This is a genomic window from Streptococcus suis YS56 (genome assembly GCF_000440115.1).
Classification (GTDB): Bacteria; Bacillota; Bacilli; order Lactobacillales; family Streptococcaceae; genus Streptococcus; species Streptococcus suis_L.
The window spans coordinates 20,942-45,330 of sequence record NZ_ALMY01000057.1 but is presented as its reverse complement, the minus strand read 5'-3'; the positions used below and the strand labels follow the sequence as shown (position 1 = coordinate 45,330).

The following is a 24,389-nucleotide window of genomic DNA, read 5'->3' as shown; positions in this document are numbered from 1 at the left end:
ATCGAAGGTACAGAGACTGAAATCGCAGACGATAAGACAGTCAAACCAACTGATACACCAGTAGATGAGCCATATGGTGACACTCCACCAGCTACTATCACAAAAGATGGTAAGACTTACGAGCTTGTTCGTACACGTACTAACGAAGGTGATGTCCCAGAAAACGGCGTTGTAAAAGAAGGCGAGCAAACTATCACTTATGAGTATAAAGAAGTTGTTGATACACCAGTTGTTCCACCAGTTGTTGAAAAACAAGGTAAAGTAATTGTTCATTATGTTGATGAAAATGGTAATGTTATCAAGACACCAGTAGTTGATACTGAGAACGGTACAGTGGGCGGAGACTACGAAACTTCAGACAATCGTCCAAAAGTGATTGTATTCAATGGAAAACGTTACATTCTTGTAGAATCTCGTATTCCAAATAATGCAAAAGGTAAAGTAGTTGAAGGTGAAACTCATGTAACTTACGTTTATAAGCAAGAAAATGAGGAGCCAACAACACCGGTGACTGAGACAACAAAAGTAACACCTAAGACAAGCGCAATCTTGCCAGAAACAGGTGAAAGCACATCTGCACTTGCATTGGTAGGTTTAGCTTTGTTGTGTACAGTTGCAGTGGCGTCACGTCGTCGCAAAGAAAAATAGTAGTAATTTAGTAAGATTTGCAACATATCAAGCTAAATTGGGTGTATCATTTCTCTTGTCAATTGGTAAAAATTTAATCAAAAGTATTGACAAAGACTGATGGATGCCGTATAATCGTCTGTAATCAGAAGAAGTAGTAAAGCAGAAGTCTTCAGGGAGCCCATGGTGCTGAGAATGGGTGGCGGAGTTTTATGAAATGGGCTGATGTGCAGAATTGTCTGTTTCCAGACTTAGATGCACAACGATTGTTTGGTGTAATATACTTTGCGTAGACTGTTTTGGCTGAGTACGAGGTAGTTCAACGCAGCTTATACTGGCGGTATAGCAAGGAGAGCTAACGAAGTAATCAGCCAAATCAATCACGCAAATGAACTTAAAACAATGATAGTTCGGTCCGCACACCTTACAGTGCAACTCCTTGTTAGAGGAGATGAGATATGGGAGGATTCTAGACAATTCCCATAAGTGAGGTGGCACCGTGTCATTGACGCCCTCGCGTACTGTTTTTCAGTATGTGGGGGCTTTTTCCTTGTCTTTGTAGACTGTTGTTCAATTGAAAAAAACGGTATACAGATAATGACATTCTACTTTGACTATGGTAGATAATATGAGGTAATCAAGATGAAACGATGGCGATGGTGGAATAAAATAGTGATGACGTAGAGATTGGATAGTGTGTATTTTTAAAGGAGAATGAATATGTTGAAAAACAAAAACTTACTTGCTACAATTGTTGCCCTTACTGTGATGGTAGTTGCTGCCCTGTTTTTGACGCAAAAAGAGCAGAGTAGTCAGTCTGCTAGCTCTGAAAAAGTTAAAATTGGGGTTCTGCAGTTTGTGACGCATGATTCACTAGATGAGATTTACAAGGGAATTAAGGCTGGACTAGAAGAAGGGGGCTATTCAACGACGGATAATCTGGAGATTGATTTTATGAATGCTGAGGCTGACCAGTCCCAAGTTCAAACCATGAGTAAAAAACTGGTGGACAATGGCAATGAATTATTGATTGGTATCGCAACACCTGCTGCACAAGGTCTTGCCAATGCAACCACAGAATTACCCATTATCATGGGGGCTGTAACGGACCCAGTTGGTGCAAACTTGGTGACAGACTTGAAAAATCCTGGTGGCAACATCACAGGGGTATCTGACCAAACACCAGTTGCGGACGCTGTTTCACTCATCAAAGAAATCACACCAGATGTAAAAACAATCGGTGTCCTCTACTCTTCAAACGAGGACAATTCAAAAATTCAAGTAGCGGAATTTAAGACAGCAGCAGAAGAGGCTGGCTATACTGTTCTTGAATATGCAGTTGCTTCTAGTAATGAAATTGCAGCGACAGTAGAGGTCGCAAGTAGTAAAGCAGATGTTCTCTTTACACCAGTAGATAACACAGTTGCCTCAGCATTTTCAACTGTCGTATCTGTGGCAAATAAAACCAAAACTCCGATTTTCACCAGCGTAGAAGATATGGTAGAAGGTGGAGGTATCGCATCTGTTACCCTTAGCCAATATGACTTGGGTGTGGCAACTGGTAAGATGGCTGCGAAAATTCTTGATGGTGTCAATCCAGCGGATACACCTGTACAAATCTTTAACGAAGGAACCGTTGTCGTTAACCAAAAAGTTGCTAAAGAATTAGGAATTACCTTGTCAGATGACGTGATTAGTAAAGCAAGCAAGGTTATCGAATAAGAGATAAGAGAAAAGGAAAAATATGATTGTATCAACAGTTTCACAGGCTCTTTTATGGGCTGTACTAGGTTTGGGAATATTCGTTACCTTTCGGATTCTGAATTTTCCTGATATGACGACCGAAGGCTCTTTCCCTCTAGGTGGTGCAGTTGCTGTTACCTTGCTCACTCAGGGAGTTCATCCTGTTTTGGCAACTTTGGCAGCTGTATTGGCAGGGTGCATGGCAGGCTTGGTTACAGGCTTGTTATATACCAAGGGGAAAATCCCTACACTTTTGGCTGGTATTTTAGTGATGTCTTCCTGCCACTCCATCATTCTCTTTATCATGGGCCGGGCAAATTTAGGCTTGTTAAATACTAGTCGTTTACAGGACTTGCTTCCATTTTCAGAGCAGGTGAATGGTCTCTTGCTTGGTCTGGGCAGTATTGCTCTAGTCATTGCTTGTTTGATATTCTTCCTTTATACCCGACTTGGGCAGGCCTTTATTGCAACGGGTGATAATCCAGATATGGCTCGCAGTTTTGGTATCAATACTAGTCGAATGGAATTGCTAGGCTTAGTCCTCTCCAATGGCATCATCGCTCTTGCGGGTGCCTTGATTGCCCAACAAGAAGGCTATGCGGATGTGTCGCGTGGTATTGGGGTCATCGTGGTCGGTATGGCTAGTCTGATAATCGGTGAGGTCTTGTATGGAAACCTGACTATGTTAGAACGATTCTTGGCCATTGTTGTCGGAGCGATTTTCTATCAGTTTTTAATTTTGGTGGTCATTTCCCTCGGTATCAATACCAGCTACCTCCGTATCTTCTCGGCCATGATTTTGGCGGTCTGCCTCATGGTTCCTGAGCTGAAAAATAAACTTCTGAAAGGAGCCAGCCTGTCACGATGAATGCAATTGTTGAATTAAAAAATGCCACCAAGGTGGTGACAAACGGTTTTGATGAAGAACGTGTGATTTTGGACAATGTCAATTTGACCATCTACCAAGGTGATTTTATTACCATTTTGGGTGGAAATGGTGCTGGGAAGTCAACCCTCTTTAATGTCATTGCTGGAACCCTACCCTTGACTAGTGGTTCGGTCCATATTCTTGGTGAGGACGTGACCAATTGGCCTGCAGAAAAGCGTGCCAAGTATCTGGCCCGTGTTTTCCAAGACCCTAAAATGGGAACAGCTCCGCGGATGACGGTAGCAGAAAACCTGCTTATCGCTAAGTATCGTGGCGAGGGACGGGGCTTGGTGCCACGCAGATTGGCCCAACAGACCGAAGAATTTACCCAGCTTCTGCCGAGAGTGGGAAATGGTCTGGAAAAACATCTGGATACGCCAGCAGGTCTCTTATCAGGTGGTCAACGCCAGGCATTGAGTTTGTTGATGGCGAGTTTGAAACAGCCTGAACTTTTACTCTTGGATGAGCATACCGCAGCCCTTGACCCCAAAACCAGTCAATCCTTGATGCAGTTAACGGATGAATTGATTGCGACCAAGGGAATGACGGCTCTCATGGTCACTCATCAAATGGAAGATGCTCTCCGTCACGGCAATCGCTTGATTGTCATGAAAAATGGTCAGATTATTCAGGACCAAACAGCAGAGGAAAAATCCAAGATGAAACTGGAAGATTATTACAAGTTGTTTGATTAGTTTGAGGTTTATGTGTCAATAAAGATAAAGAAAGAATCCTGTGTTTGGTCAGGATTCTTGTTTTTTATAGTAGATTTTTGTAGTAAAATTCGACAATAGGTCTGGCAATTTTTTCAGCCAGCATAACAGGTACAGCATTTCCTATTTGCTTATATTGTTCATTTAATCGATGGTTCTCTGTCACATTTCCTTTATTTCCGTTAGAAAATTCAAACCAATCCGGAAAGGTTTGAATGCGAGCACATTCTCTGACAGATAGTCTACGATTATGGTTTCCTTGAAATACCCATGTTTCCTTGTCTATTTTTTTCATAGGTAATCCGTGGGGATGCTGGGGTGCCTGTCTAGCGCTGGCTTGGATTGTAAAGCTTTGCTCTTCCCATGTTTTCTTACGGTTTCGGCTCATGTACATAGAAGAATATGTTGAATCGAAGACATCGCTCGGCTCAAGAGGTAAATCTCCGATGGCATCTTTGAGTGTGACATATGCTTCTTTATCTGGACCGTGTGTTGCTGGTGGCAGTTGATAGACATAGTTGAATTTTTTCTGAATATCTTTTCTTACACCAATAATGAAAACACGTTCTCTTAATTGTGGAACTCCATAATCTCGTGCGTTTACAAGGTGAGCAGTAACGACATAGCCAGCGGCTGCAAAGTCTTCTGTAATTTGTTCTAGCACTTTTCCTTTTCCGAGTGTCATTAGACCTTTAACATTTTCTGCAATAAAGAACTCAGGTTTTGACTGCATGAGTGCACGGATGTAATGAATGTATAAGAAGTTACGCTCATCATCAAGCAAGCGTGGACCTGCAACACTAAAGCCTGGACAAGGAAATCCTCCAAGAATGATATTGGATTTTGGAAAAAGGGAAACTTTTTGGATATTTTTAGAACTTTTGTAAGTCGTATCAGGGAAGTTTTTTAGGTAAGACTGATTTGCTGATTCAAATAAATCATTTGAAAAAATGAAATTGATAAGCTTGTTTCTGTGACTATCATAGGACAACTTTGATTGGAACAGTTGATAAGCTTTTTCTTGACCGTACTGAGCAACAAGACCAGCTAATTCGACACCTAAATCAAGTCCACCACAGCCACTAAAGAGGGAAACAATATTGATTTTGCTTTCATCGTATTGAATAGTATCAATAACAGCTTGTTCCTTATCTTTTTCCTCTTGAGTAATGGCATCTTCGACTTTTTGAGTTTCTTCTTTGATTTTAGCTTGTAATATTTCTTCAATCTCTTCTACAGTGAAGGTGGATGAAGATATAAATTGCTTGTTTGTTTTTTTCATAAGAACTCCCAACTGAATATATACTTTACAAGTATAACAAAAAAAAATAAACTTGGCCAGTAGAAACTATTGTGGGATAATAAAGGTAGTAAAAATATATAGGAGTAGTAGAATGGCTAAGCAGACAGTACAAGGAAAAGGATTTGAATATGCTTGTATTACAACTTTTTACAAGGCTTTGACAGAATTGGGTATGAGATGTGAAATTGAAGAGAGCAAGGCCTATCTAACTGCACGGGATAATTTCCAAAAATTAGATAGCGTTTTACAAGAAGATATGTTCCAAGCTGCTAAGGCAAGTCTAACTACTATTTTAAAGGCAGAACCCAATCTGTCTAATGGTCAGGAATTAGTAACCTTATCCATTTTAGTTGATAAAAGTGGTGGAGATGGTGATGTTAGGGATATTGTATTTATCAAAGGTGAAACTGATTGGGAGATTGGGATTTCTTGTAAACATAATCATCACGCCCTAAAACATTCTAGGCTATCCAATGATATAGATTTTGGTATGAAATGGTTGGGACTTCCAGTTTCTAGAGATTACTTTGAAGCCATCAAGCCTGTATTCACTAGGTTAGCAATTTTGAGGGATGAAACCAAGCACCTGGATAAAGCTGAGCAGCATAAGTGGACCATGTTTGAAAATAAAGAAGTGGAAATTTATTTACCTGTTCTTGAAGCTTTTAAATTTGAGTTGCTTCGTCTATACGAGCAAGATCAGGATGTCCCCAAACTTCTAATTGAGTATCTACTAGGACGAAAAGATTTTTATAAAGTCATCGCAAAGGATAAGGAACGGAAAACGATTGTTCAAGCATTCAACTTAAATGATACCTTATCTATCAATTATCAAACCATTCGTCCAAAGACAAGGGTTAAGGGCTTGTCAACTGTTTTACCAACAAGAATTTTCTCTTTAGACTACAAGAGAGGTTCTAAAAATACTCTGGAGTTGATTATGGATAATGGTTGGTCCATCAGTTTCCGTATTCATAATGCCTCTTCGAGAGTGGAACCTTCCTTAAAATTTGATATTCAGTTAATTGGTATCCCTCAGAGTGTGACAAATGTTGAAGAGTATTGGGAAGATTGATTATCGACATACGGCAATCTGTTTGACTAAAGTCTGGAGCAATCCAGACTTTTAATATGTCTTAAATTTTAATAAGAATCGATATCTTAATACCAAACTGTAACTAGAATTTAATATGATGTGAGCTCTGTTGAATTTTAGCAGAGTTTTTGTAAATTTTCTTGAAAAAATGTATAATAGAAGCGATAGCTATTTAGGAAATTCTATTAAAAGTTGCTTTGATGGTTGAATAAATTTTGAACCAAAGTGTGTCTTTTGCAAATAGAGCTCCGACATAGCAGACTGTAATTCGACTTGGAACTCCCAAGGACCGTTGGTAAGAAAAAACTAGAGGACACCTGTGGGATGTCCCAAAAAGGAGAAATAATGAGTAGCATAAAAATCATGGCTCTCGGTGGGGTACGTGAAAACGGAAAAAACCTCTATATTGCCGAAGTAAATGAGCATATTTTTGTCTTGGATGCGGGAGCTAAGTATCCAGAAAATGAGCAACTTGGTGTCGATGTGGTTGTTCCCAACTTTGATTATTTGGAAGAAAACAAGCACCGTGTGGCTGGGGTCTTTTTGACACATGGACATGCAGATTCGATTGGTGCTTTACCCTATCTTTTAGAGAAAGTAAAAGTACCTGTTTTTGGGTCACATTTGACCATTGAATTGGCAAAATTAATTGTCAAAGGGAATAATGCAACCAAGAAATTTAATGATTTCCATATTATCAATGCGGAAACGGAGATTGACTTCGGGGATTCAGTAGTTTCCTTCTTTAAAACAACTCACTCTATTCCAGAAAGTTTGGGGATTGTTGTCAAGACGGACCAAGGAAATATCGTCTACACAGGTGATTTCAAATTTGACCAGGCTGCAGATAAATTCTATCGTACGGACTTTGGTCGTTTGGCAGAAATTGGCTCTGAAGGAGTTTTGGCCCTCTTATCCGACTCGGCTAATGCCGATAGCAATGTGCAGTCAGCTAGTATGCATGAAGCGGGTGAAGAAATTTTCAACACCATTGCAGACTGTGAGGGGCGTGTCATCGTGGCTGCAGTTGCCAGCAATATTGTACGTATTCAACAGATTTTTGATGCGGCAGAAGCAACTGGTCGTCGTGTCGTATTGACAGGACATGATGTAGAAAATATTGTCCGTACCGCTATCCAATTGAAAAAACTGCGTTTGGTTAGCGAACGCCTATTGGTTAAACCAAAGGATATGGGCAAGTATGAAGACCATGAATTGATTATCTTGGAAACCGGTCGTATGGGTGAACCCTTGAATGGTCTTCGCAAGATGGCTATTGGTCGCCACCGTTATGTTGAAATCAAGGACGGAGATTTGGTTTACATTGTTACCACACCAAGCGTTTCTAAAGAAGCAGTGGTGGCTCGTGTCGAAAACTTGATTTACAAGGCTGGTGGAACGGTCAAATCTATTACCAAAAACCTGCGTGTGTCTGGTCATGGTAATGCGCGCGATTTGCAGCTCATGCTCAATATCCTCCGTCCTAAGTACCTCTTCCCAGTTCAAGGGGAGTACCGTCAGCTAGATGCTCATGCCAAGGCTGCGCTTGAAATCGGCATGTTCCCAGAAAATATTATCATCGTCAAGCGTGGGGATGTCATGGCTTTTGAAGATGGTGATTTTGTCCATAGCGGAGCGGTTCCTGCTGGTGATGTCATGATTGACGGAAATGCCATGGGAGATGTTGGAAATATTGTCCTTCGTGACCGAAAAATCCTCTCAGAAGATGGTATCTTTATCGTTGCTATCACTGTCAACCGCCGTGAGAAGAAAATTATTTCCAAGGCCAAGGTCAATACGCGTGGGTTTGTCTATGTTAAGAAGAGCAAGGATATCTTGCGTGAGGCTTCTGAATTAGTGAATACAACGGTAGAAAACTACTTTACAAAGGATAGCTTTGATTGGACAGAACTCAAGAGTGCTGTTCGCGATGATCTAGCGAAATTCCTATTCGACCAGACCAAACGTCGCCCAGCTATTTTGCCGGTGATTATGGAAGTAAAATAAGTGAATAGTTTGTGAAGAGCCGAGGGGAACTCAGGCTCTTTACCATAAGGAGAACATTTATGGCAATAATGAAAATTGAATACCATTCAGAAGTATTGGATATGTCTAGACAGGTTACGGTCTTGTATCCAGATCGCAATCGTGTGGACAATCCTGATGATAAAGACATTCCTGTTTTGTATTTGTTGCATGGAATGGGAGGAAATCAAGATTCCTGGCTCAATCGATCAACTATTGAACGACTAGTACGTTATACCAATCTAATCGTTGTCATGGTCAATACAGACAAGGGTTGGTACACCAATACCACCTATGGCATGAATTATTATGATGCTATTGCGATTGAGCTTCCTCAAGTCCTCAAACGATTTTTCCCCAATATGTCAGACAAACGTGAGAAGAATTTTATCGCTGGATTATCCATGGGGGGCTATGGAACCTTTAAGATTGCCATGATGACCAATCGTTTTTCATACGCAGCTTCACTTTCAGGAGCCTTGCTAGTTGATTTCTCCAGTCCATCTGCCTTTGAATTAGGTAGTTCTGCCTATTGGAAAGGTGTGTTTGGAGATGTTGATGACCCAGAAAATCCAAATCTTCTGACCAATATTTGTCGATTATCGGACAAGAAGACCAAGTTCTATGCCTGGTGTGGTGAGGAAGATTTTCTCTTTGAAGGTCATCAAAAGGCAGTTGGAGAGCTGAAAGAGCTAGGCTTTGATATCGAAGCGAGTTTCGGACCTGGCAAACATGAGTGGTATTACTGGAACCAACAGATTGAAAAAGTATTGGCTTGGCTGCCCATTGATTTCAAATTGGAAGAAAGATTGTCCTAGAATTTAAGAAAAGTTTCAGAAAAAAACACTATACTGAAATCTATTTCGAGAGAGAGGTATAGTGTATGTCTTTTATTACTAATTTCTTTAAGTTTATTTGGCGGATATTTTGGAGTCTGGTATGGCTTTCCATGGTCATCATTGCTTGTGGCTTGGGGCTATTGTTTTATTTCCAGCAAGAAGCAGCGCCTCAGATGTTACAAACTCTAGCTCAAGAAGTGCAATTGATGGTCAAAGGGCAGTCAGAAGTGACGATTGAAGAAGGTGTTAATACCATTAAACACCTGACGACGGATACGGTCAATACAGCCGATCATGGTCGATGGGAAAGCAATACTGCGACTGTTTACCTTGAAACCCAGAATCCAACATTTGTAGCTGCCTATGAAACAGCTATTGCCAATTGGAATGCGACAGGGGCCTTCACTTTTGTGATGACAAGTGACCCAAGTCAGGCCGATATTATTGCAACAGAGATGAATGATGGGAATACCCAGGCAGCAGGTGAGGCAAATTCAACGACAAATTTATTGACCAATTATTATAGTTCTGTGACGGTACGATTGAATAGTTATTATTTATTGAATGATCAATATGGTTATGATATGGATCGAATCATCCATACGGCTGAGCATGAATTGGGCCATGCCATTGGTTTAGATCATGACGATAGTCAAACATCCGTCATGGAATCAGCTGGCTCCAATCATGGTATCCAGCAAGCAGATATTGATGCTGTAGTGGCCTTGTATTCAGAATAGAGGAGAAATATGTTACGAACAATTACGAATACTATAAAACGTTACCCAGAGCAAGCCTTGCTTTTCATTTACAATGCAGGTATTTTTGCTTGGTTACAATCTACTAGCCATTCGATTATGGAACAAATCGGTATAGATAGTACTTGGTTTGATAAAATCCCCGAACCAATTAAGGCCTGGACAGGTGCAAGTCTAGAGAGTATGCAAACCTTACTCAATTCTTCCGCTTGGGGATGGCTGATTGTATCTATGATATTGATGTTGGTCATCCGCTTTGTCAAGGGCTTGATTAAGTTTGTCATTATGCTGATTATTATCGGCGGTGGTCTTTACCTGCTCTGGCAGAATAAGGAATTGCTTAGCGGTTTGGTCTAAATATTTTTTGAGAAGGACAGTGACGGTAAAGTCGCTGTTTTTTTGTTGAAATCAGAAAAAGGATTCCGCACTGTTACCCTAAATTATGGTACAATATTTTTATGATTATTCTAAGTGGAAACAAGATTGAACGCTCATTTGCGGGCGAAGTTTTATTTGACAATATCAACATTCAAGTGGACGAGCGGGATCGGATTGCCCTTGTTGGAAAAAATGGGGCAGGCAAGTCTACCCTGCTCAAAATCCTTGTCGGAGAAGAAGCAGCGACCAGCGGTGAGATTTCCACCAAGCGAGATTTGTCCCTTTCTTATCTGGCACAGGATAGCCGTTTTGAGTCTGAAAATACCATTTATGATGAAATGCTCCATGTCTTTGACGACCTGCGGATGACGGAGAAACGCCTGCGGTCTATGGAAGAGCAAATGGGCAGTTTGTCTGGTAATGAACTCGACCAGCTCATGAAGACCTACGATAGTTTGTCAGAAGAATTTCGTCTGGCAGGTGGTTTTAACTATGAAGCAGATATTCGTGCTATTTTGAACGGTTTTAAGTTTGACCAGACCATGTGGGACATGAAAATCTCCGAACTTTCTGGCGGTCAAAACACTCGACTTGCTCTGGCAAAAATGCTTCTAGAAAGCCCAGAACTCTTGGTCCTCGACGAGCCGACCAATCATCTGGATATTGACACGATTGCCTGGCTGGAAAACTACCTAGTGCATTACAAGGGAGCCTTGATTATCGTCAGCCATGACCGCTATTTCTTGGACAAGGTGGCGACACTGACACTGGATTTGACCAAGCATTCCTTGGACCGCTATGTGGGCAATTACTCTCAGTTTGTCGAGCTCAAAGAGCAGAAGTTGCAAACGGAATTGCAAAACTATGAAAAGCAGCAGAAGGAAATTGCCAAGTTAGAAGACTTTGTCCAGAAAAATATTGTCCGTGCTTCGACCACCAAGCGTGCTCAGGCTAGACGCAAGCAGTTGGAAAAGATGGAGCGACTGGACAAGCCAACAACTGGTCAGAAGTCAGCCAACATGACTTTCCAGTCGGACAAGACTTCAGGAAATATCGTCTTGACAGTGGAAAATGCTGCGGTGGGCTACGATGGAGAAATACTTTCTCAGCCTATTTCCATTGACCAACGAAAGCTGGATGCCATTGCCATTGTCGGTCCCAATGGTATCGGAAAAACAACCCTGCTCAAGTCTATCATCGGAGCTCTGCCATTTATCAAAGGTCAAGCCAAGCTCGGTGCCAATGTGGAAGTGGGCTACTACGATCAGACCCAGTCGGCCCTGACGCCTTCCAACACCGTTTTGGAAGAACTCTGGTCAGCCTTTCCGACCACACCTGAAGTGGAAATCCGCAACCGCCTTGGAGCCTTCCTCTTCTCAGGCGATGATGTCAAAAAGTCCGTGTCCATGCTATCTGGTGGGGAAAAAGCCCGCCTGCTCCTCGCCAAGCTGTCCATGGAAAACAACAACTTCCTCATCCTCGACGAGCCGACCAACCATCTGGACATCGACAGCAAGGAGGTCCTGGAAAATGCCCTCATCGACTTTGACGGCACCCTGCTCTTTGTCAGCCACGACCGCTATTTCATCAACCGCGTCGCCACCAAGGTGCTAGAAATCTCGGAAACGGGCTCCAGACTCTACTTGGGCGACTATGATTATTATTTAGAGAAAAAGGCAGAGCTGGAAGTAGAAGCCCAGCCTGACCAGCTAGAAAGCACCAGCCAATCAGCCGGAGCCATGGACTACCAAGCCCAAAAGGAAAACCAAAAAGAGCAACGCAAACTGGCCCGCCGCATCGAGCAAATCGAGGCAGAAATTGACAACATCGAAAACCGCCTAAGCGAGCTCAACCAAGCCATGCTAGAAACAAACGATATCGCCCAGCTGACCGATTACCAGAAAGAAATCGACCAACTGACAGCCCAACAAGAAAGCCTCATGGAAGAATGGGAAGCATTATCTGAGCAGATGGGCTAGGTTGACAGGAAGTTGACAGTCTGTCAGAAACGCTATCATATCAAGCCTGCAAGTAGCACTTGCGCTGGAAAAAGTCTGCCGCAAAGTTCTCTTGCGGTCAAAAGTTCTATTGCAAGCCAGCCTTTCTTGGCAAACATCAACCGACGAGCTAAGATAAAGTCAGGACCTGCCAGACAGGGCCTAGAAAGGAGAACGAAATGAACTTTGGACAACAAATCAAGGACTTACGGAAGAAGGAAGGCTTGACCTAGGAACAGTTTGCCCTCAAACTTAATGTGACACGGCAGGCTGTTTCCAACTGGGAAAATGACAAAAACCTACCCGACTTGGAACTCTTGATTCTCATGTCCTCTGTCTTTTCAATCTCCCTAGATCAACTTATCTTAGGAGGAACTGACATGAACAACATGACAGAAAAACTAGTCAAGGACGGTCGTGAAGGCCGCCGTACCCAGATGCACCTGACCATTACCATTATCGGAAGCTTTCTCATGGTCTTAGGTTTTGTTTGCTTTCTCATCAAGGCCAATTCCGTCGAATATGTCGATTCCAATGGCATTCTACACGAAAACTTCTACCTGCTCCCAGTCGGCTACTTGCTAGTTTTTACAGGAGCCATTGCAACGCTCCTATCAGGACTAGCCCTTCACCGCTTTAGAAAAGAAAATACCTAACATGACCAAACACCCACGTTTCATTAATAGCGACCAATTTTTCGCCTGTCCACATTGTAGGCAGGCTCTTGGTCTTGACCTCAACAGCCTCCGCTGTCCCAACCGCCACACCTTCGACATCGCCAAGCAGGGCTACGTCAATCTGGCACCTCAGGTCAAGCAGTCCGCCAACTACCACAAGTCTAGCTTTGAGAACCGCCAGGCCTTTTTAGAGGCGGGCTATTACGATCATCTTTATGAGGCTTTGGAGGGAAAAATAGCAGAGCTGGGCTTGCGGTCTGTCTTGGACATCGGCTGTGGAGAGGGCTTTTATTCTCGTAAGTTAGCCGAGAAAATGGACTTGGACATTCTTGCTTTTGATATTTCCAAGGATTCTATACTCCTAGCAGCGAAAACAGACAGTACCAAGTCGGTCAAATGGTTTGTCGGTGACTTAACCAAGTTGCCTATTCAAGACAAGACCATTGACGGCATCTTGGACATCTTTTCCCCAGCCAATTATCATGAGTTTGCCAGAGTACTGAAAGCTGGTGGGGCTATTCTCAAGCTGGTCCCAGGCCCCAATCACCTCAAGGAGCTCCGCCATTTAGCCAAAGACCAACTCCGCAAGGAGTCCTATGATAACCAGGATATTGTGGACCATTTCAAGTCTTACGTGGGGCAGGTGGAGCAAGTGCTGGTCAGCCGGACCATGCCGATTACAGTCGCCCATGCCCAAGTCTTGGCAGACATGACGCCCCTCTTTTTCCAAGTGGACCAGTCCAAGTTGGATTTGAGCCAGTTGACCGAGATTACGGTTGAGGGAGTGCTTTTAGTAGGAACTGAATAAAAAATGAAACCGCCTCTGGATTCAGAAGCGGTTTTGCTTTATTTCTCAAATTCTGCCTTGCTTTTTACATCGCCGTATTCTTCAGCGACTTCTTTGCTGAGGATGTCAGCGTAGCTGGCAAGTTGGATGTCTTGTCCGTATTTTTTACGGAGGGCAGTTGTGACTAGGCGGTAGGCTAGGTTGGCATTGCGGGACAGGATTGGTCCGTGGAAGTAGCTGCCGAAGGTGTTTTTATAGTGTAGGCCTTCGCCGCCGTCTTCCTTGTTGTTGCCATTGCCATAGACAACCTTGCCCAGCGGTTTTTGGTTGTCAGCTAGGAAGGTACGGCCTTGGTGGTTTTCAAAACCGTAGTAGGTTTCATTGAATTCATCATTGTGAATCTTGATGTCACCGATGTAACGGTTGTTGGTCTGGTTGAGGGTGTAGTGGCCCATGATACCCAGTCCGTCAATCTTGCGGCCGCCAGCTTCGATGTAGTATTGACCAAGCAATTGGAAGCCACCACAGATAGCCAGCATGACACCGTCGTTTTCGATAAAGTCTGCTAGGCTGTCTTTTTTAGTTGGTAAATCTTTTGCAAGAATAGATTGTTCATAGTCCTGACCACCGCCGAAAAAGGCGATGTCGTAGAAATCCTTGTCAAATTCATCTGTTAGGGAAACGATGTCCACCTGGACGCGAGCACCCAGTTTTTCAGCTACATACTTGAGCATGAGGATATTGCCATTGTCACCATAGGTATTCATCAAATCGCCGTAGAGGTGAGCGATGTGGAGATCATAAGTGTAGTCTTTTTCAGGACTTTTTAATGATGTATAGACCATTATTTCATCTCCTTTCCAACGGCTTGGCGTTGAGCCAGCAAGTCACGGAATTCCAGCATCGCCGTATAGGTTGCGAGGATATAGGCATGCTGACTGCTAGACTGCTCAATCAAGGTCATGATGTCTTCCAGTTTTGGCGTTTCAGTAATCTGGTCCTCTGGATAGCCAGTCACACGGAGGCGACGGGCAATTTCAGACGAGCGAACACCACCTGCAAAGACTTGAGGAATGTCCATTTGAGTGATTTGTTCAAAGTCGGCGTCCCAAATCCAGCTGGTATCAATTCCATCAGCGTAGTTGGCATTGAGAAGGACGGACAGGCTAAAATCGTAAGGAGCCAGTTTCATCATTTCAATGGCCTGGGTTGCACCGATAGGGTTTTTAATCAAGACCAGAGTACAATCTTTATCGCCCAATTTAAAGGTTTCTTGGCGACCAAAGACTGCCTTAGACTTGTCAAATCCTGCCTTGATTTTCTCAGGAGAAACGCCGAAAAATTCTGCCACGCTGACAGCTGCCAGGGCATTGTAGATATTGTAAAGCCCACCGATGTTGATTTTATAATCCTGACCGTCAATGGCAAAGGTAGAAGAAGTATTGGTAATTTCCTTCAACTCTGTTAACTTGTAATCCAGCTCAGGTCGGCTAAAGCCACAGTTGTTACAGATGTAGCTGCCCAAGTTAGCGTAGGTATTGAGCTTGTACTGGATAATCTGGTGGCAATGCGGGCAGAGAACGCCTTCGGTATTGTAATGGGCCAGACGTGGCTCATGCTCTTCCGTCGCAAAACCGTAGTACTTAACTGGATTGATAATCCTCGTCGAGTTGAAAAGTGGGCTGTCACCGTTGGCGAGAATGGTCGCCTGAGGTGCCTTGGCAGCCCCATCTAAAATCATCTGGTAGGTGGTATAAATCTCGCCGTAACGGTCCATTTGGTCACGGAAGATATTGGTGAAGACAATCAGACTAGGCTTGATAAAGTCGGTCACACGGGCCAGGCTGGCTTCATCAATCTCCAAGACGGCAATCTTCTTGCCATTTTTATTTTTCTTGGCGGATAAAAATGTTGCTGTAATCCCCGTAATCATATTGGCGCCGCTGGTATTGGTCGTAATTTCTCCAAAGGCTTCTTGGAGGATGCCAACTGTCAGGGCGGTGGTCAGAGTCTTACCGTTAGTACCTGTCACAACAACGACTTCATAATCCTTAGCCAAACTATCTAAAATATGTTTATCGAATTTGAGGGCAATTTTCCCAGGCAGGGTAGTACCACGTCCTAGTTTGTTGAGGACAAACTGGCTGGCTTTCCCTGCGGCAATCCCTAATAATGTATTTAATTTCATGGGACTATTTTATCACAAAGGTTGGGGATTTTCTAGAATGGAGTACCTTCTTTCAAGTTATAGGATTGAAGTATATTTGTAATATTTTTAATGAGATGTTCATTGATTTCTAAAGAATTGGTGTGAAAATATGATATAATAAAACTATTATTATCTGTATGAGTTAGAAAGTATGAGAAATGTATGCTAAACTTAAACCAGTTATTAGATGCTGGTTATTGGTCAAGCCTGATTGCTAGTCCATGGACTGCAATTTTACACTTGATTGACATCAGTATCGTTGTTTATTTAATTTATAATTTTAGTAAGGCTATTGCAGGTACTAAAATTATGACATTGATTCGAGGGGTTTTTCTCTTCATTATTGTCCAGATTATAGCTAGTTTATTCGGTCTGCAGACGATTGCTTGGCTGATTAATCAAGTAATCACGTATGGAGTTATTGCAGCAGTAGTTATTTTTGCACCAGAGTTGCGTGCCATGCTTGAAAAACTTGGCAGGACAACTCAGATTTTTGGGGCAAATACTGTGAGTGCAGAAGAAAAGTTAATTGTTGCTTTTCTCAAATCTGTTGCTTATATGTCTCCGCGTAAAATTGGTGCACTTGTGGCAGTAGAACAAGCCCAAACATTACAGGAATATAGAGCAACGGGGATTCCTCTCAATGCGGATATATCTCAGGAATTGTTAATAAATATTTTCATCCCGAATACACCGTTACACGATGGGGCCGTAATTGTCAAGGAAGACAAAGTAGCGGTTGCTTGTGCTTATTTGCCCCTGTCAGAGAGCGCAGGAATTTCAAAGGAATTTGGAACACGACACCGTGCAGCCATTGGCTTATCGGAGGTATCTGATGCGTTTGTGTTTATTGTTTCTGAAGAAACTGGCAGTATCTCTGTTGCACGAAACGGGATATTCAAACATGACTTGACTTTGGATGAGTTTGAAGCAGAGTTGCGAGCGACTTTTATTTCTGAAAATGTAGAGAAAAAGTCCATCTGGAAGCGATTAGGAGGTGGCAAACATGAACGATAAGTTTAAAGCTGTAGGTCACTTAGCCCTATCTATTTTTCTAGCATTGTTGCTCTTTTTCTATGCAACAACCACCAACTATAAAAATTCAGAATCAGCTGCACAGAACACGGAGTCAGAAACCTATGTTCACACACTTAACAATGTACCGATTGAGATTGAATATGATACAAACAAGTATTTTATTTCCGGATTTTCTTCGACGGTGGCAGTTGAATTAAGGGGCTCTAATCGTGTTCTCCTACAGAGAGAATCCGATGAGTCAACTCGGACTTTTCAAGTGACTGCGGATTTGAGAGAGTTGAGTGATGGGACACAAACTGTCAAGCTACAATTGACCAATTTGCCGGCAGGAGTGAGTGCGACACTGGCACCTGATGCGATTACCGTCAAGATTGGTAAAAAAGTTAGCAAGGCATTCCCAGTAGCAGGTCGAGTCTATAGTAATCAATTGGCAGAAGGTTACAGTCTGTCTAAGGTTTCAGTCAACGTAGATACCGTTAAAGTGACAACGGATGAAGAAACAATGGCTAAGATTGATCGGGTCGAAGCTGTTGCGATGGATGTGAGCAATCTGTCTGAGAATTATAGTGGCACAGCTAAATTACAGGCTGTAGACAGCGATGGCAATGTCTTGCCAGTTGTACTGTCTCAGACGGAAGCAAATATGCAAATTATACTTACAAAAACAAAATAAGAGGTTATGAAAATGGGTAAATATTTTGGGACAGATGGTGTCCGTGGAGAAGCAAACGTAGAATTAACGCCAGAATTAGCATTCAAATTGGGTCGTTTTGGTGGTTATGTCCTTAGCCAGCATGAGACGGATGTTCCTCGTGTCTTTGTGGCGCGTGACACACGTATCTCAGGTCAAATGTTAGAGGCTGCCTTGATTGCAGGGCTTCTATCAGTAGGGATTCATGTGTATAAATTGGGAGTTTTGGCGACACCGGGTGTTGCTCACCTAGTCAAAACTGAAAAAGCAAGTGCAGGTGTCATGATTTCTGCAAGTCATAACCCAGCGCAAGATAACGGTATCAAATTCTTTGCTGGTGATGGTTTCAAATTGGATGATGTATTGGAAGCGGAAATTGAGGCTCTTCTTGACGCTGAGGAAGACACATTACCACGCCCATCTGCTCAAGGTTTAGGAGATGTGGTAGAATATCCAGAAGGTCTACGTAAGTACCAGCAATTCTTGGTGTCAACTGGTACAGATTTGGAAGGCATGAAAGTTGCCTTGGATACTGCCAATGGCGCTGCATCAACTTCTGCCCGTCAGATTTTTGCGGATTTGGGAGCTGAATTGACAGTCATGGCTGAAAATCCAGATGGTTTGAACATCAATGAGGGCGTTGGTTCAACTCATCCTGAAAAATTGCAAGAACTGGTCAAGGAAACAGGTAGTCAAATTGGACTTGCCTTTGATGGTGATAGTGACCGCTTGATTGCTGTCGATGAAAATGGTGACTTGGTCGATGGCGATCGTATCATGTACATCGTTGGTAAGTACCTATCTGAAAAAGGTCTTTTAGCAAAAAATACCATTGTGACAACCGTTATGTCCAACCTTGGTTTCCATAAGGCTTTGGACCGTGAAGGTATTGAAAAAGCTGTGACCGCAGTTGGTGATCGTTATGTGGTAGAAGAAATGCGTAAAGGTGGCTACAATGTCGGTGGTGAGCAGTCAGGACATGTGATTCTGATGGATTATAACACCACAGGCGACGGCCAGTTGACCGCTGTGCAATTGACCAAAATCATGAAAGAAACTGGTAAGAAGTTGTCAGAATTGGCAGCAGAAGTGACCATTTACCCACAAAAATTGGTCAATATCCGTGTGGAAAACAGCATGAAAGACAAGGCTATGGAAGTACCTGCTATTGCAGCTATCATTGAAAAAATGGAAGCAGAAATGGCTGGCAACGGTCGTATCTTGGTTCGCCCAAGTGGTACTGAGCCCCTCTTGCGTGTCATGGCAGAAGCGCCAACGGATGCTGAAGTCGATTACTACGTGGACACCATTGCCGATGTGGTCCGTGCGGAAATCGGGAGTTAGACAGAAATCAGTAACTCGTAGAGTTTGATTTCGTTGTCTAACCCCCGCAAGGTTGAGTAGGAATTTCACAGCTGATAGGCGAAGAAATTCCACTCAACTACTGCGAAAATAAAAGTAAAAACTGGGGTTTGTTACTCCAGTTCTTTGATGTTATGAGGAAATTATGAGTATTTTAGAAGTAAAGAATTTGAGTCATGGTTTTGGTGACCGTGCGATTTTTGAGAATGTCTCCTTCCGTCTCTTGAAAGGGGAACATATCGGTCTTGTCGGTGCCAATGGTGAAGGGAAATCGACCTTCATGTCCATCGTGACAGGTCAGCTGCAGCCTGATGAGGGCAAGGTTGAATGGTCACGTTATGTAACAGCAGGTTATTTAGACCAGCATGCTAAACTAGAAAAAGGTCAATCAGTCCGTGATGTCTTGCGGACAGCATTCGATGAACTCTTCAAGACAGAAGCTCGTATCAATGATATTTACATGTCTATGGCAGAAGAGGGAGCCGATATGGATGCCCTCATGGAAGAGGTTGGTGAGCTGCAAGACCGTCTGGAAAGCCGTGATTTCTATACGCTTGATGCCAAGATTGACGAAGTAGCGCGTGCTCTTGGTGTCATGGAATACGGTATGGACAAGGATGTGACGGAATTGTCTGGAGGTCAACGGACCAAGGTTCTTTTGGCAAAATTGCTCTTGGAAAAACCTGACATCTTGCTTCTAGATGAGCCGACCAACTATCTAGATGCCGAGCATATTGACTGGCTCAAACGTTACTTGCAGAACTATGAAAATGCCTTTGTCTTGATTTCGCATGATATTCCATTCTTGAACGATGTGATTAACATTGTCTATCATGTGGAAAATCAGCTTTTGACTCGCTACACAGGTGATTACTACCAATTCCAAGAAGTCCATGCTATGAAGCGGGCTCAGTTGGAGGCAGCCTATGAGCGCCAGCAGAAGGAAATCGCAGACTTGCAGGACTTCGTTAACCGTAACAAGGCCCGTGTTGCAACTCGAAACATGGCCATGTCTCGTCAGAAGAAGCTGGATAAAATGGAGATTATTGAGCTTCAAGCAGAGAAACCAAAACCATCATTTGATTTCAAAATGGCTCGAACTCCAAGCCGCTTTATCTTCCAAACGACTGATTTGGAAATTGGTTATGACCGTGTATTGACACGTAAACCGCTCAATCTGACCTTTGAACGCAACCAGAAGATTGCCATTGTCGGTGCCAATGGTATCGGTAAATCTACCCTTCTTAAAAGTTTGCTGGGGATTATTCCACCGCTGGGTGGTTCTGTGGAGCGCGGGGAGTATCTGGAACTAGGCTATTTCGAGCAAGAAGTAGCTGGTGGCAATCGTCAGACCCCGCTGGAAGCCGTTTGGGATGCCTTTCCAGCCCTTAACCAAGCAGAAGTACGAGCAGCCTTGGCTCGTTGTGGTCTGACTTCCAAGCATATCGAAAGCCAAATTCAAGTTCTTTCAGGTGGTGAGCAGGCTAAAGTTCGCTTCTGCCTACTCATGAACCGTGAAAACAATGTCTTAGTTCTCGACGAGCCGACTAACCATTTGGATGTGGATGCCAAGGATGAACTCAAACGTGCCCTTCAAGCCTACAAGGGCTCTATTCTCATGGTCTGCCACGAGCCTGATTTTTATGAAGGCTGGGTGGATGATGTCTGGGACTTTAACGACTTGACATAAGGAAAGAAGCTATCGAAAGGTAGCTTTTTCTCTTTCTTTATGCTATAATATTGATAGAATAGAAAGAGATCAGACTTGCTAGGCCTCTACCAGGAGAAATAAGAATGACAGATTATGTAAACTACAACCAAGAACGTTGGAATCGGGTTTCAGCTAGACAGGGAAATGGCTATACAATTCCCCTCAGTCATGAGGAATTTGAAAAGTCAAAAGCAAAGCCCCTGACAGTTTCCCTGACGGTTGGAAAGACGGTACCGCTTGACTGGTTTGAAAAGGTCCAAGGCAAGCAATTGTTGGGTTTGGCCTGCGGTGGCGGTCAACAGGGGCCGATGTTTGCGGCTCACGGTTACCAAACGACCATTATGGACTTCTCCAAGGAACAGTTGGACAAGGATCGTTTGGTTGCGGAGCGGGAAAATCTGAACTTGCAGACGGTGCAGGCAGATATGACACAGCCTTTTCCTTTTGAAGACGAGAGTTTTGACATCATTTTTTGCCCTGTTTCAAATGTCTATATCGAAGATCTGGAAAATATGTGGCAGGAATCCTATCGGGTTTTGAAAAAAGGCGGACTGCTCATGGCTGGCTACATGAACCCTTGGATTTATATCTTTGACGGGGACGATGTTTGGGACAGTCCAGACAAGACCTTGGTGCCCAAGTATAGCCTACCTTTCAACGCACGACAATTAGAAGAAGCAGGACAAATCACGATTGACCCAGAATATGGCTATGAATTTAGTCACACCTTAGAAGAACAGATTGCAGGGCAATTACGAGCTGGTTTTGCCATGATTGATTTTTATGAATCCAAAGACAGTCGCAATCGCTTGACTCAATTTGCCTCAGATTATATAGCGAATTTATCGATAAAGTGGTAGGCAAATCTTCTGACAGAAAGTATTTTAACAGGGCTAGTTGGATAAGTACTAGTCCTATTTTGGGGCTATTGTCAATGGATGAGAAGAGCCAAATCGTTGAACAAAAAACTTGGAAACGTTTGCATTTTGTAATTAGGATTGATATAATGAAAGAAAAACAGGAGGTTTTCAAATGAAAACGAAATTACTGCTTGGCGTAGCCCTTCTTAGTGTCGGTCTATCGGTGGCTCCTCCTACAATAGTAGAGGTTGAAGCACAGACGACTCACGTTTCAGATCCAGCTCTACGCAATAGTTATCCATATAATTTATCACATTATTTGGAAGTAAATGTTGGTTCCGGTCAAACCAAAAAAGGTTCAGCCATTCTGATAGCTCCGAATACTTTATTAACCGCAGCTCACGTAGTGGCTGATGATGGGACTGGACGTGTGACCAGCCAAACGTGGTCTGGAAATGCTGTTTGGAGTGATGCTTCACCATACTATGAACTGTCAGAAATTAAGAGAACCAATACCTTCAATCCCTTCATTCCGATGCCAGGATATGGTGGAACATGGGATGCTAGTCGTGACGTAGCCCTTGTGAAAATCACCACCCCTAGCAGAAAAACACAGACAGCCAATACGGCAAATGCTCGGCTAGGAATTTACCGTAACACCTATGACCTAGTTGGCCGCCAATTTCTAATGGTCAGCAACAGCATTAATCTCTACGGACGTTGGGAATACGAATATGGAACCATTACGGAAGTCCGTTATGACGGTTTGCTTCAAACCAATATCACAGGTGTTAAGGGGCAATCCGGCTCTCCTGTTGTTGTAGACGGTCGCATTATCGGTGTCGTATCCAATATTGATTCTAATTCAAAAATCGTTATTACTCCGTTGACTATGGAGATGAAAACACAATTATTTGATAAGAATGGTATCAAAAATATTGATATTTACTAGAGATATTCTTGAGCCATTAAAGTCCTGCTTTACTGATAAGGCAGGGCTTTTAATTGCAATCCTAACACATTTTTCGCACATAAAAAAATGATAGGTCAATGTTACCTAGCTGTCATTTGAAATAAAAGTAAGTAGTGGAGTCATCTGTTTAGGTAAAAAAATGATTGCGTAAATCGTTGAGGTCTGGGCAGTAAGTAGATAAAGCTTATAAAGTATTTTGTTTTGATTACAGATGTATATTTATTCGTAAAAATATGGGCGCCACACATAGATTGCATCATGCAGAAAATAGGTTTTAGAAGCGAAGGCTATTGACCTGACTGGATTTTTCTGCTATGATTGAAAAATGTTTGTTTGGAGGTAAATGAGTGAATAAAATAATATCTGTATGGAAAAAAATGAATTTAATCCGAAAAATTGGAATTGGTGTTGTTTTGGGAGTGTTACTAGGCTTAATTGCTCCAAAAATAACAGTCATTGCTCTCTTTGGTAGTCTATTTGTAGGAGCATTGAAAGCTATAGCTCCTCTTTTGGTTCTGACACTAGTTGCGCATGCTCTATCACAAGCTCCTGCTGGTCAAAAATCGAATATGAGGACAGTTATCTGCTTGTATCTATTTGGCACTTTTGCTGCGGCCTTCATTGCTGTAGGAGCAAGCTATTTATTCCCTATTAAACTGGTTCTCTCTACTACAACGACTACGGACATTACTCCTCCACAAGGGATTGCTGAAGTATTCCAAGACCTCTTGTTGAAGGTCGTTGACAATCCAATCAATGCACTTGCAACGGCTAATTATATTGGTGTTTTGACATGGGCGGCAGTGTTTGGCTTGGCCTTTCGTCATGCAAGCAAGACAACAAAAGATTTATTACAATCTGCTGCGGAAGTGACTTCTAAAGTTGTAGGCTGGATTATTGGTCTGGCACCATTTGGTATCATGGGCTTGGTTTTCTATACCATTGCAAATAATGGTCTGACAGCTTTAAAAGACTATGGTTTACTGCTCTTACTCTTGGTTGGAAGCATGGTTTTTGTCGCGCTTGTTGTCAATCCCTTGATTGCTTTTCTTGTAATGAAGAAAAATCCTTACCCGCTGGTGTTTGAATGTCTTCGGGTTAGTGGGGTTACGGCATTTTTCACAAGAAGTTCAGCAGCTAATATCCCTGTCAACATGCAGCTCTGCAAACGTTTAGGAGTGGATCCAGATTCATACTCAGTATCCATTCCGCTCGGTGCCACAATTAATATGGCTGGCGCGGCTATTACGATTAATATTTTAACAATGGCAGCTGTTCATACACTTGGCATCAGTGTTGATTTCAGCTCAGCTCTTCTTTTATCCGTTGTTGCATCTCTGTCAGCAGCAGGAGCATCTGGGGTAGCAGGTGGCTCGCTTCTCCTCATCCCAGTAGCATGTAGTCTTTTTGGTATTCCAAATGAGTTAGCCATGCAAGTAGTTGGAGTCGGATTTGTGGTCGGAGTGATTCAGGACTCTTGTGAAACAGCCCTCAACTCATCAACCGATGTTTTGTTTACAGTTGTAGCAGAACGATCTGCCTGGAAAAAATAGAAAGAAGTTGGGAGACCAACTTTTTTTCTTCGCTTTACTTCTGAAATCTCTTTCATTTTATGATAAAATAGACTTACTTTGATATAGTCTTTTGGTTTACTTTTATTACTAGCTTCAAAGG

The 24,389-nt window shown here is 42.7% G+C and carries 21 protein-coding genes and 1 pseudogene; 19 read left to right on the top strand and 3 right to left on the bottom strand.

The genetic code is table 11. The features are described from left to right. The 4 genes from SST62_RS0106885 to SST62_RS0106870 all read left to right on the top strand — a co-directional run. The coding region (locus SST62_RS0106885; RefSeq protein WP_029186782.1) for a MucBP domain-containing protein at positions 1 to 648 on the top strand (648 nt) is incomplete at its 5' end. Between the two features lie 699 nt (positions 649 to 1,347). Beyond that, positions 1,348 to 2,349 (top strand): tryptophan ABC transporter substrate-binding protein, encoded by a 1,002-nt coding sequence (gene trpX / locus SST62_RS0106880; protein ID WP_079267451.1) that lies wholly within the window; start codon positions 1,348 to 1,350, stop codon positions 2,347 to 2,349. Positions 2,350 to 2,371: 22 nt separating this feature from the next. After that, positions 2,372 to 3,238 (top strand): ABC transporter permease, encoded by an 867-nt coding sequence (locus SST62_RS0106875; protein WP_029186780.1) that lies wholly within the window; start codon positions 2,372 to 2,374, stop codon positions 3,236 to 3,238. Further along, a complete protein-coding gene (locus tag SST62_RS0106870; RefSeq protein ID WP_029186779.1) occupies positions 3,235 to 3,993 on the top strand; it encodes an ABC transporter ATP-binding protein in 759 nt (252 codons plus the stop codon). Before SST62_RS0106875 ends, SST62_RS0106870 begins: the two co-directional genes overlap by 4 nt. A gap of 64 nt (positions 3,994 to 4,057) precedes the next feature. Here the strand turns inward: SST62_RS0106870 and SST62_RS0106865 are convergent, their stop codons facing one another. Further along, on the bottom strand, positions 4,058 to 5,293 hold the full coding sequence (locus SST62_RS0106865) for a DNA cytosine methyltransferase (protein WP_029186778.1): 1,236 nt from the start codon (positions 5,291 to 5,293) through the stop codon (positions 4,058 to 4,060). 112 nt (positions 5,294 to 5,405) lie between these two features. On the opposite strand from SST62_RS0106865, the gene SST62_RS0106860 reads away from it, so the two are divergent. The 8 genes and pseudogenes from SST62_RS0106860 (at position 5,406) to SST62_RS0106825 (ending at position 13,892) form a co-directional block, all read left to right on the top strand. Continuing rightward, the gene (locus tag SST62_RS0106860) at positions 5,406 to 6,389 is read left to right on the top strand and encodes a HaeIII family restriction endonuclease (RefSeq protein WP_029186777.1); all 984 of its coding nucleotides are present in this window, start codon (positions 5,406 to 5,408) and stop codon (positions 6,387 to 6,389) included. 366 nt (positions 6,390 to 6,755) lie between these two features. Further along, positions 6,756 to 8,417, top strand: coding sequence for a ribonuclease J (locus SST62_RS0106855; RefSeq protein ID WP_029186776.1), 1,662 nt, complete (start codon positions 6,756 to 6,758; stop codon positions 8,415 to 8,417). A gap of 59 nt (positions 8,418 to 8,476) precedes the next feature. Further along, positions 8,477 to 9,253 (top strand): alpha/beta hydrolase, encoded by a 777-nt coding sequence (locus tag SST62_RS0106850; RefSeq protein ID WP_029186775.1) that lies wholly within the window; start codon positions 8,477 to 8,479, stop codon positions 9,251 to 9,253. A gap of 65 nt (positions 9,254 to 9,318) precedes the next feature. Then, positions 9,319 to 10,014 carry a M57 family metalloprotease gene (locus tag SST62_RS0106845; protein WP_029186774.1) on the top strand — a complete coding sequence of 232 codons (696 nt, stop codon included), beginning with the start codon at positions 9,319 to 9,321 and terminating at the stop codon, positions 10,012 to 10,014. A gap of 9 nt (positions 10,015 to 10,023) precedes the next feature. Beyond that, positions 10,024 to 10,389 (top strand): hypothetical protein, encoded by a 366-nt coding sequence (locus tag SST62_RS0106840; protein ID WP_029186773.1) that lies wholly within the window; start codon positions 10,024 to 10,026, stop codon positions 10,387 to 10,389. A 101-nt stretch (positions 10,390 to 10,490) separates the two neighbouring features. Next, entirely contained in the window at positions 10,491 to 12,389 is a 1,899-nt protein-coding gene (gene abc-f, locus SST62_RS0106835; protein WP_029186772.1) for a ribosomal protection-like ABC-F family protein, read from the top strand. A gap of 197 nt (positions 12,390 to 12,586) precedes the next feature. After that, positions 12,587 to 13,063, top strand: a pseudogene (locus SST62_RS01000000111620) (DUF3955 domain-containing protein). 1 nt (position 13,064) lies between these two features. Further along, on the top strand, positions 13,065 to 13,892 hold the full coding sequence (locus SST62_RS0106825; protein ID WP_029186771.1) for a putative RNA methyltransferase: 828 nt from the start codon (positions 13,065 to 13,067) through the stop codon (positions 13,890 to 13,892). A gap of 38 nt (positions 13,893 to 13,930) precedes the next feature. Here SST62_RS0106825 and gatD read toward each other — a convergent pair whose 3' ends face one another. Beyond that, positions 13,931 to 14,716 carry a lipid II isoglutaminyl synthase subunit GatD gene (gene gatD / locus SST62_RS0106820; protein ID WP_029186770.1) on the bottom strand — a complete coding sequence of 262 codons (786 nt, stop codon included), beginning with the start codon at positions 14,714 to 14,716 and terminating at the stop codon, positions 13,931 to 13,933. After that, positions 14,716 to 16,059, bottom strand: coding sequence for a lipid II isoglutaminyl synthase subunit MurT (gene murT / locus SST62_RS0106815; protein ID WP_029186769.1), 1,344 nt, complete (start codon positions 16,057 to 16,059; stop codon positions 14,716 to 14,718). Before murT ends, gatD begins: the two co-directional genes overlap by 1 nt. Positions 16,060 to 16,242: 183 nt before the next feature. Between murT and cdaA the strand changes: the two genes are divergently transcribed. The 7 genes from cdaA (at position 16,243) to sstT (ending at position 24,268) form a co-directional block, all read left to right on the top strand. Continuing rightward, positions 16,243 to 17,097, top strand: a complete 855-nt coding sequence (gene cdaA / locus SST62_RS0106810; RefSeq protein ID WP_029186768.1) for a diadenylate cyclase CdaA — start codon at positions 16,243 to 16,245, stop codon at positions 17,095 to 17,097. Beyond that, positions 17,087 to 17,791: a YbbR-like domain-containing protein gene (locus SST62_RS0106805; RefSeq protein ID WP_024399761.1), complete on the top strand. Its 705-nt coding sequence runs from the start codon at positions 17,087 to 17,089 to the stop codon at positions 17,789 to 17,791. Before cdaA ends, SST62_RS0106805 begins: the two co-directional genes overlap by 11 nt. Before the next feature lie 12 nt (positions 17,792 to 17,803). Further along, the gene (gene glmM, locus SST62_RS0106800; RefSeq protein ID WP_029186767.1) at positions 17,804 to 19,153 is read left to right on the top strand and encodes a phosphoglucosamine mutase; all 1,350 of its coding nucleotides are present in this window, start codon (positions 17,804 to 17,806) and stop codon (positions 19,151 to 19,153) included. 163 nt (positions 19,154 to 19,316) lie between these two features. Then, the gene (locus SST62_RS0106795) at positions 19,317 to 20,861 is read left to right on the top strand and encodes an ABC-F family ATP-binding cassette domain-containing protein (protein WP_029186766.1); all 1,545 of its coding nucleotides are present in this window, start codon (positions 19,317 to 19,319) and stop codon (positions 20,859 to 20,861) included. Positions 20,862 to 20,965: 104 nt separating this feature from the next. Then, complete coding sequence (locus SST62_RS0106790; RefSeq protein WP_029186765.1) at positions 20,966 to 21,742, top strand: class I SAM-dependent methyltransferase; 777 nt, start codon at positions 20,966 to 20,968, stop codon at positions 21,740 to 21,742. Between the two features lie 172 nt (positions 21,743 to 21,914). Further along, positions 21,915 to 22,694: a trypsin-like serine peptidase gene (locus SST62_RS1000000111930; RefSeq protein ID WP_050571896.1), complete on the top strand. Its 780-nt coding sequence runs from the start codon at positions 21,915 to 21,917 to the stop codon at positions 22,692 to 22,694. A 368-nt stretch (positions 22,695 to 23,062) separates the two neighbouring features. Next, on the top strand, positions 23,063 to 24,268 hold the full coding sequence (gene sstT / locus SST62_RS0106765; protein ID WP_029186764.1) for a serine/threonine transporter SstT: 1,206 nt from the start codon (positions 23,063 to 23,065) through the stop codon (positions 24,266 to 24,268). The last annotated feature ends 121 nt before the right edge of the window (positions 24,269 to 24,389 follow it).

Coding starts and splice junctions, on each gene's coding strand:
- cdaA (WP_029186768.1), top strand. CDS start 16,243: ATGCTAAACTTAAACCAGTTATTAGATGCTGGTTATTGGTCAAGCCTG.
- SST62_RS0106850 (WP_029186775.1), top strand. CDS start 8,477: ATGGCAATAATGAAAATTGAATACCATTCAGAAGTATTGGATATGTCT.
- glmM (WP_029186767.1), top strand. CDS start 17,804: ATGGGTAAATATTTTGGGACAGATGGTGTCCGTGGAGAAGCAAACGTA.
- SST62_RS0106855 (WP_029186776.1), top strand. CDS start 6,756: ATGAGTAGCATAAAAATCATGGCTCTCGGTGGGGTACGTGAAAACGGA.
- SST62_RS0106805 (WP_024399761.1), top strand. CDS start 17,087: ATGAACGATAAGTTTAAAGCTGTAGGTCACTTAGCCCTATCTATTTTT.
- SST62_RS0106790 (WP_029186765.1), top strand. CDS start 20,966: ATGACAGATTATGTAAACTACAACCAAGAACGTTGGAATCGGGTTTCA.
- gatD (WP_029186770.1), bottom strand. CDS start 14,716: ATGGTCTATACATCATTAAAAAGTCCTGAAAAAGACTACACTTATGAT.
- SST62_RS1000000111930 (WP_050571896.1), top strand. CDS start 21,915: ATGAAAACGAAATTACTGCTTGGCGTAGCCCTTCTTAGTGTCGGTCTA.
- SST62_RS0106845 (WP_029186774.1), top strand. CDS start 9,319: ATGTCTTTTATTACTAATTTCTTTAAGTTTATTTGGCGGATATTTTGG.
- murT (WP_029186769.1), bottom strand. CDS start 16,059: ATGAAATTAAATACATTATTAGGGATTGCCGCAGGGAAAGCCAGCCAG.
- abc-f (WP_029186772.1), top strand. CDS start 10,491: ATGATTATTCTAAGTGGAAACAAGATTGAACGCTCATTTGCGGGCGAA.
- SST62_RS0106870 (WP_029186779.1), top strand. CDS start 3,235: ATGAATGCAATTGTTGAATTAAAAAATGCCACCAAGGTGGTGACAAAC.
- trpX (WP_079267451.1), top strand. CDS start 1,348: ATGTTGAAAAACAAAAACTTACTTGCTACAATTGTTGCCCTTACTGTG.
- SST62_RS0106840 (WP_029186773.1), top strand. CDS start 10,024: ATGTTACGAACAATTACGAATACTATAAAACGTTACCCAGAGCAAGCC.
- SST62_RS0106795 (WP_029186766.1), top strand. CDS start 19,317: ATGAGTATTTTAGAAGTAAAGAATTTGAGTCATGGTTTTGGTGACCGT.
- SST62_RS0106865 (WP_029186778.1), bottom strand. CDS start 5,293: ATGAAAAAAACAAACAAGCAATTTATATCTTCATCCACCTTCACTGTA.
- SST62_RS0106860 (WP_029186777.1), top strand. CDS start 5,406: ATGGCTAAGCAGACAGTACAAGGAAAAGGATTTGAATATGCTTGTATT.
- SST62_RS0106825 (WP_029186771.1), top strand. CDS start 13,065: ATGACCAAACACCCACGTTTCATTAATAGCGACCAATTTTTCGCCTGT.
- SST62_RS0106875 (WP_029186780.1), top strand. CDS start 2,372: ATGATTGTATCAACAGTTTCACAGGCTCTTTTATGGGCTGTACTAGGT.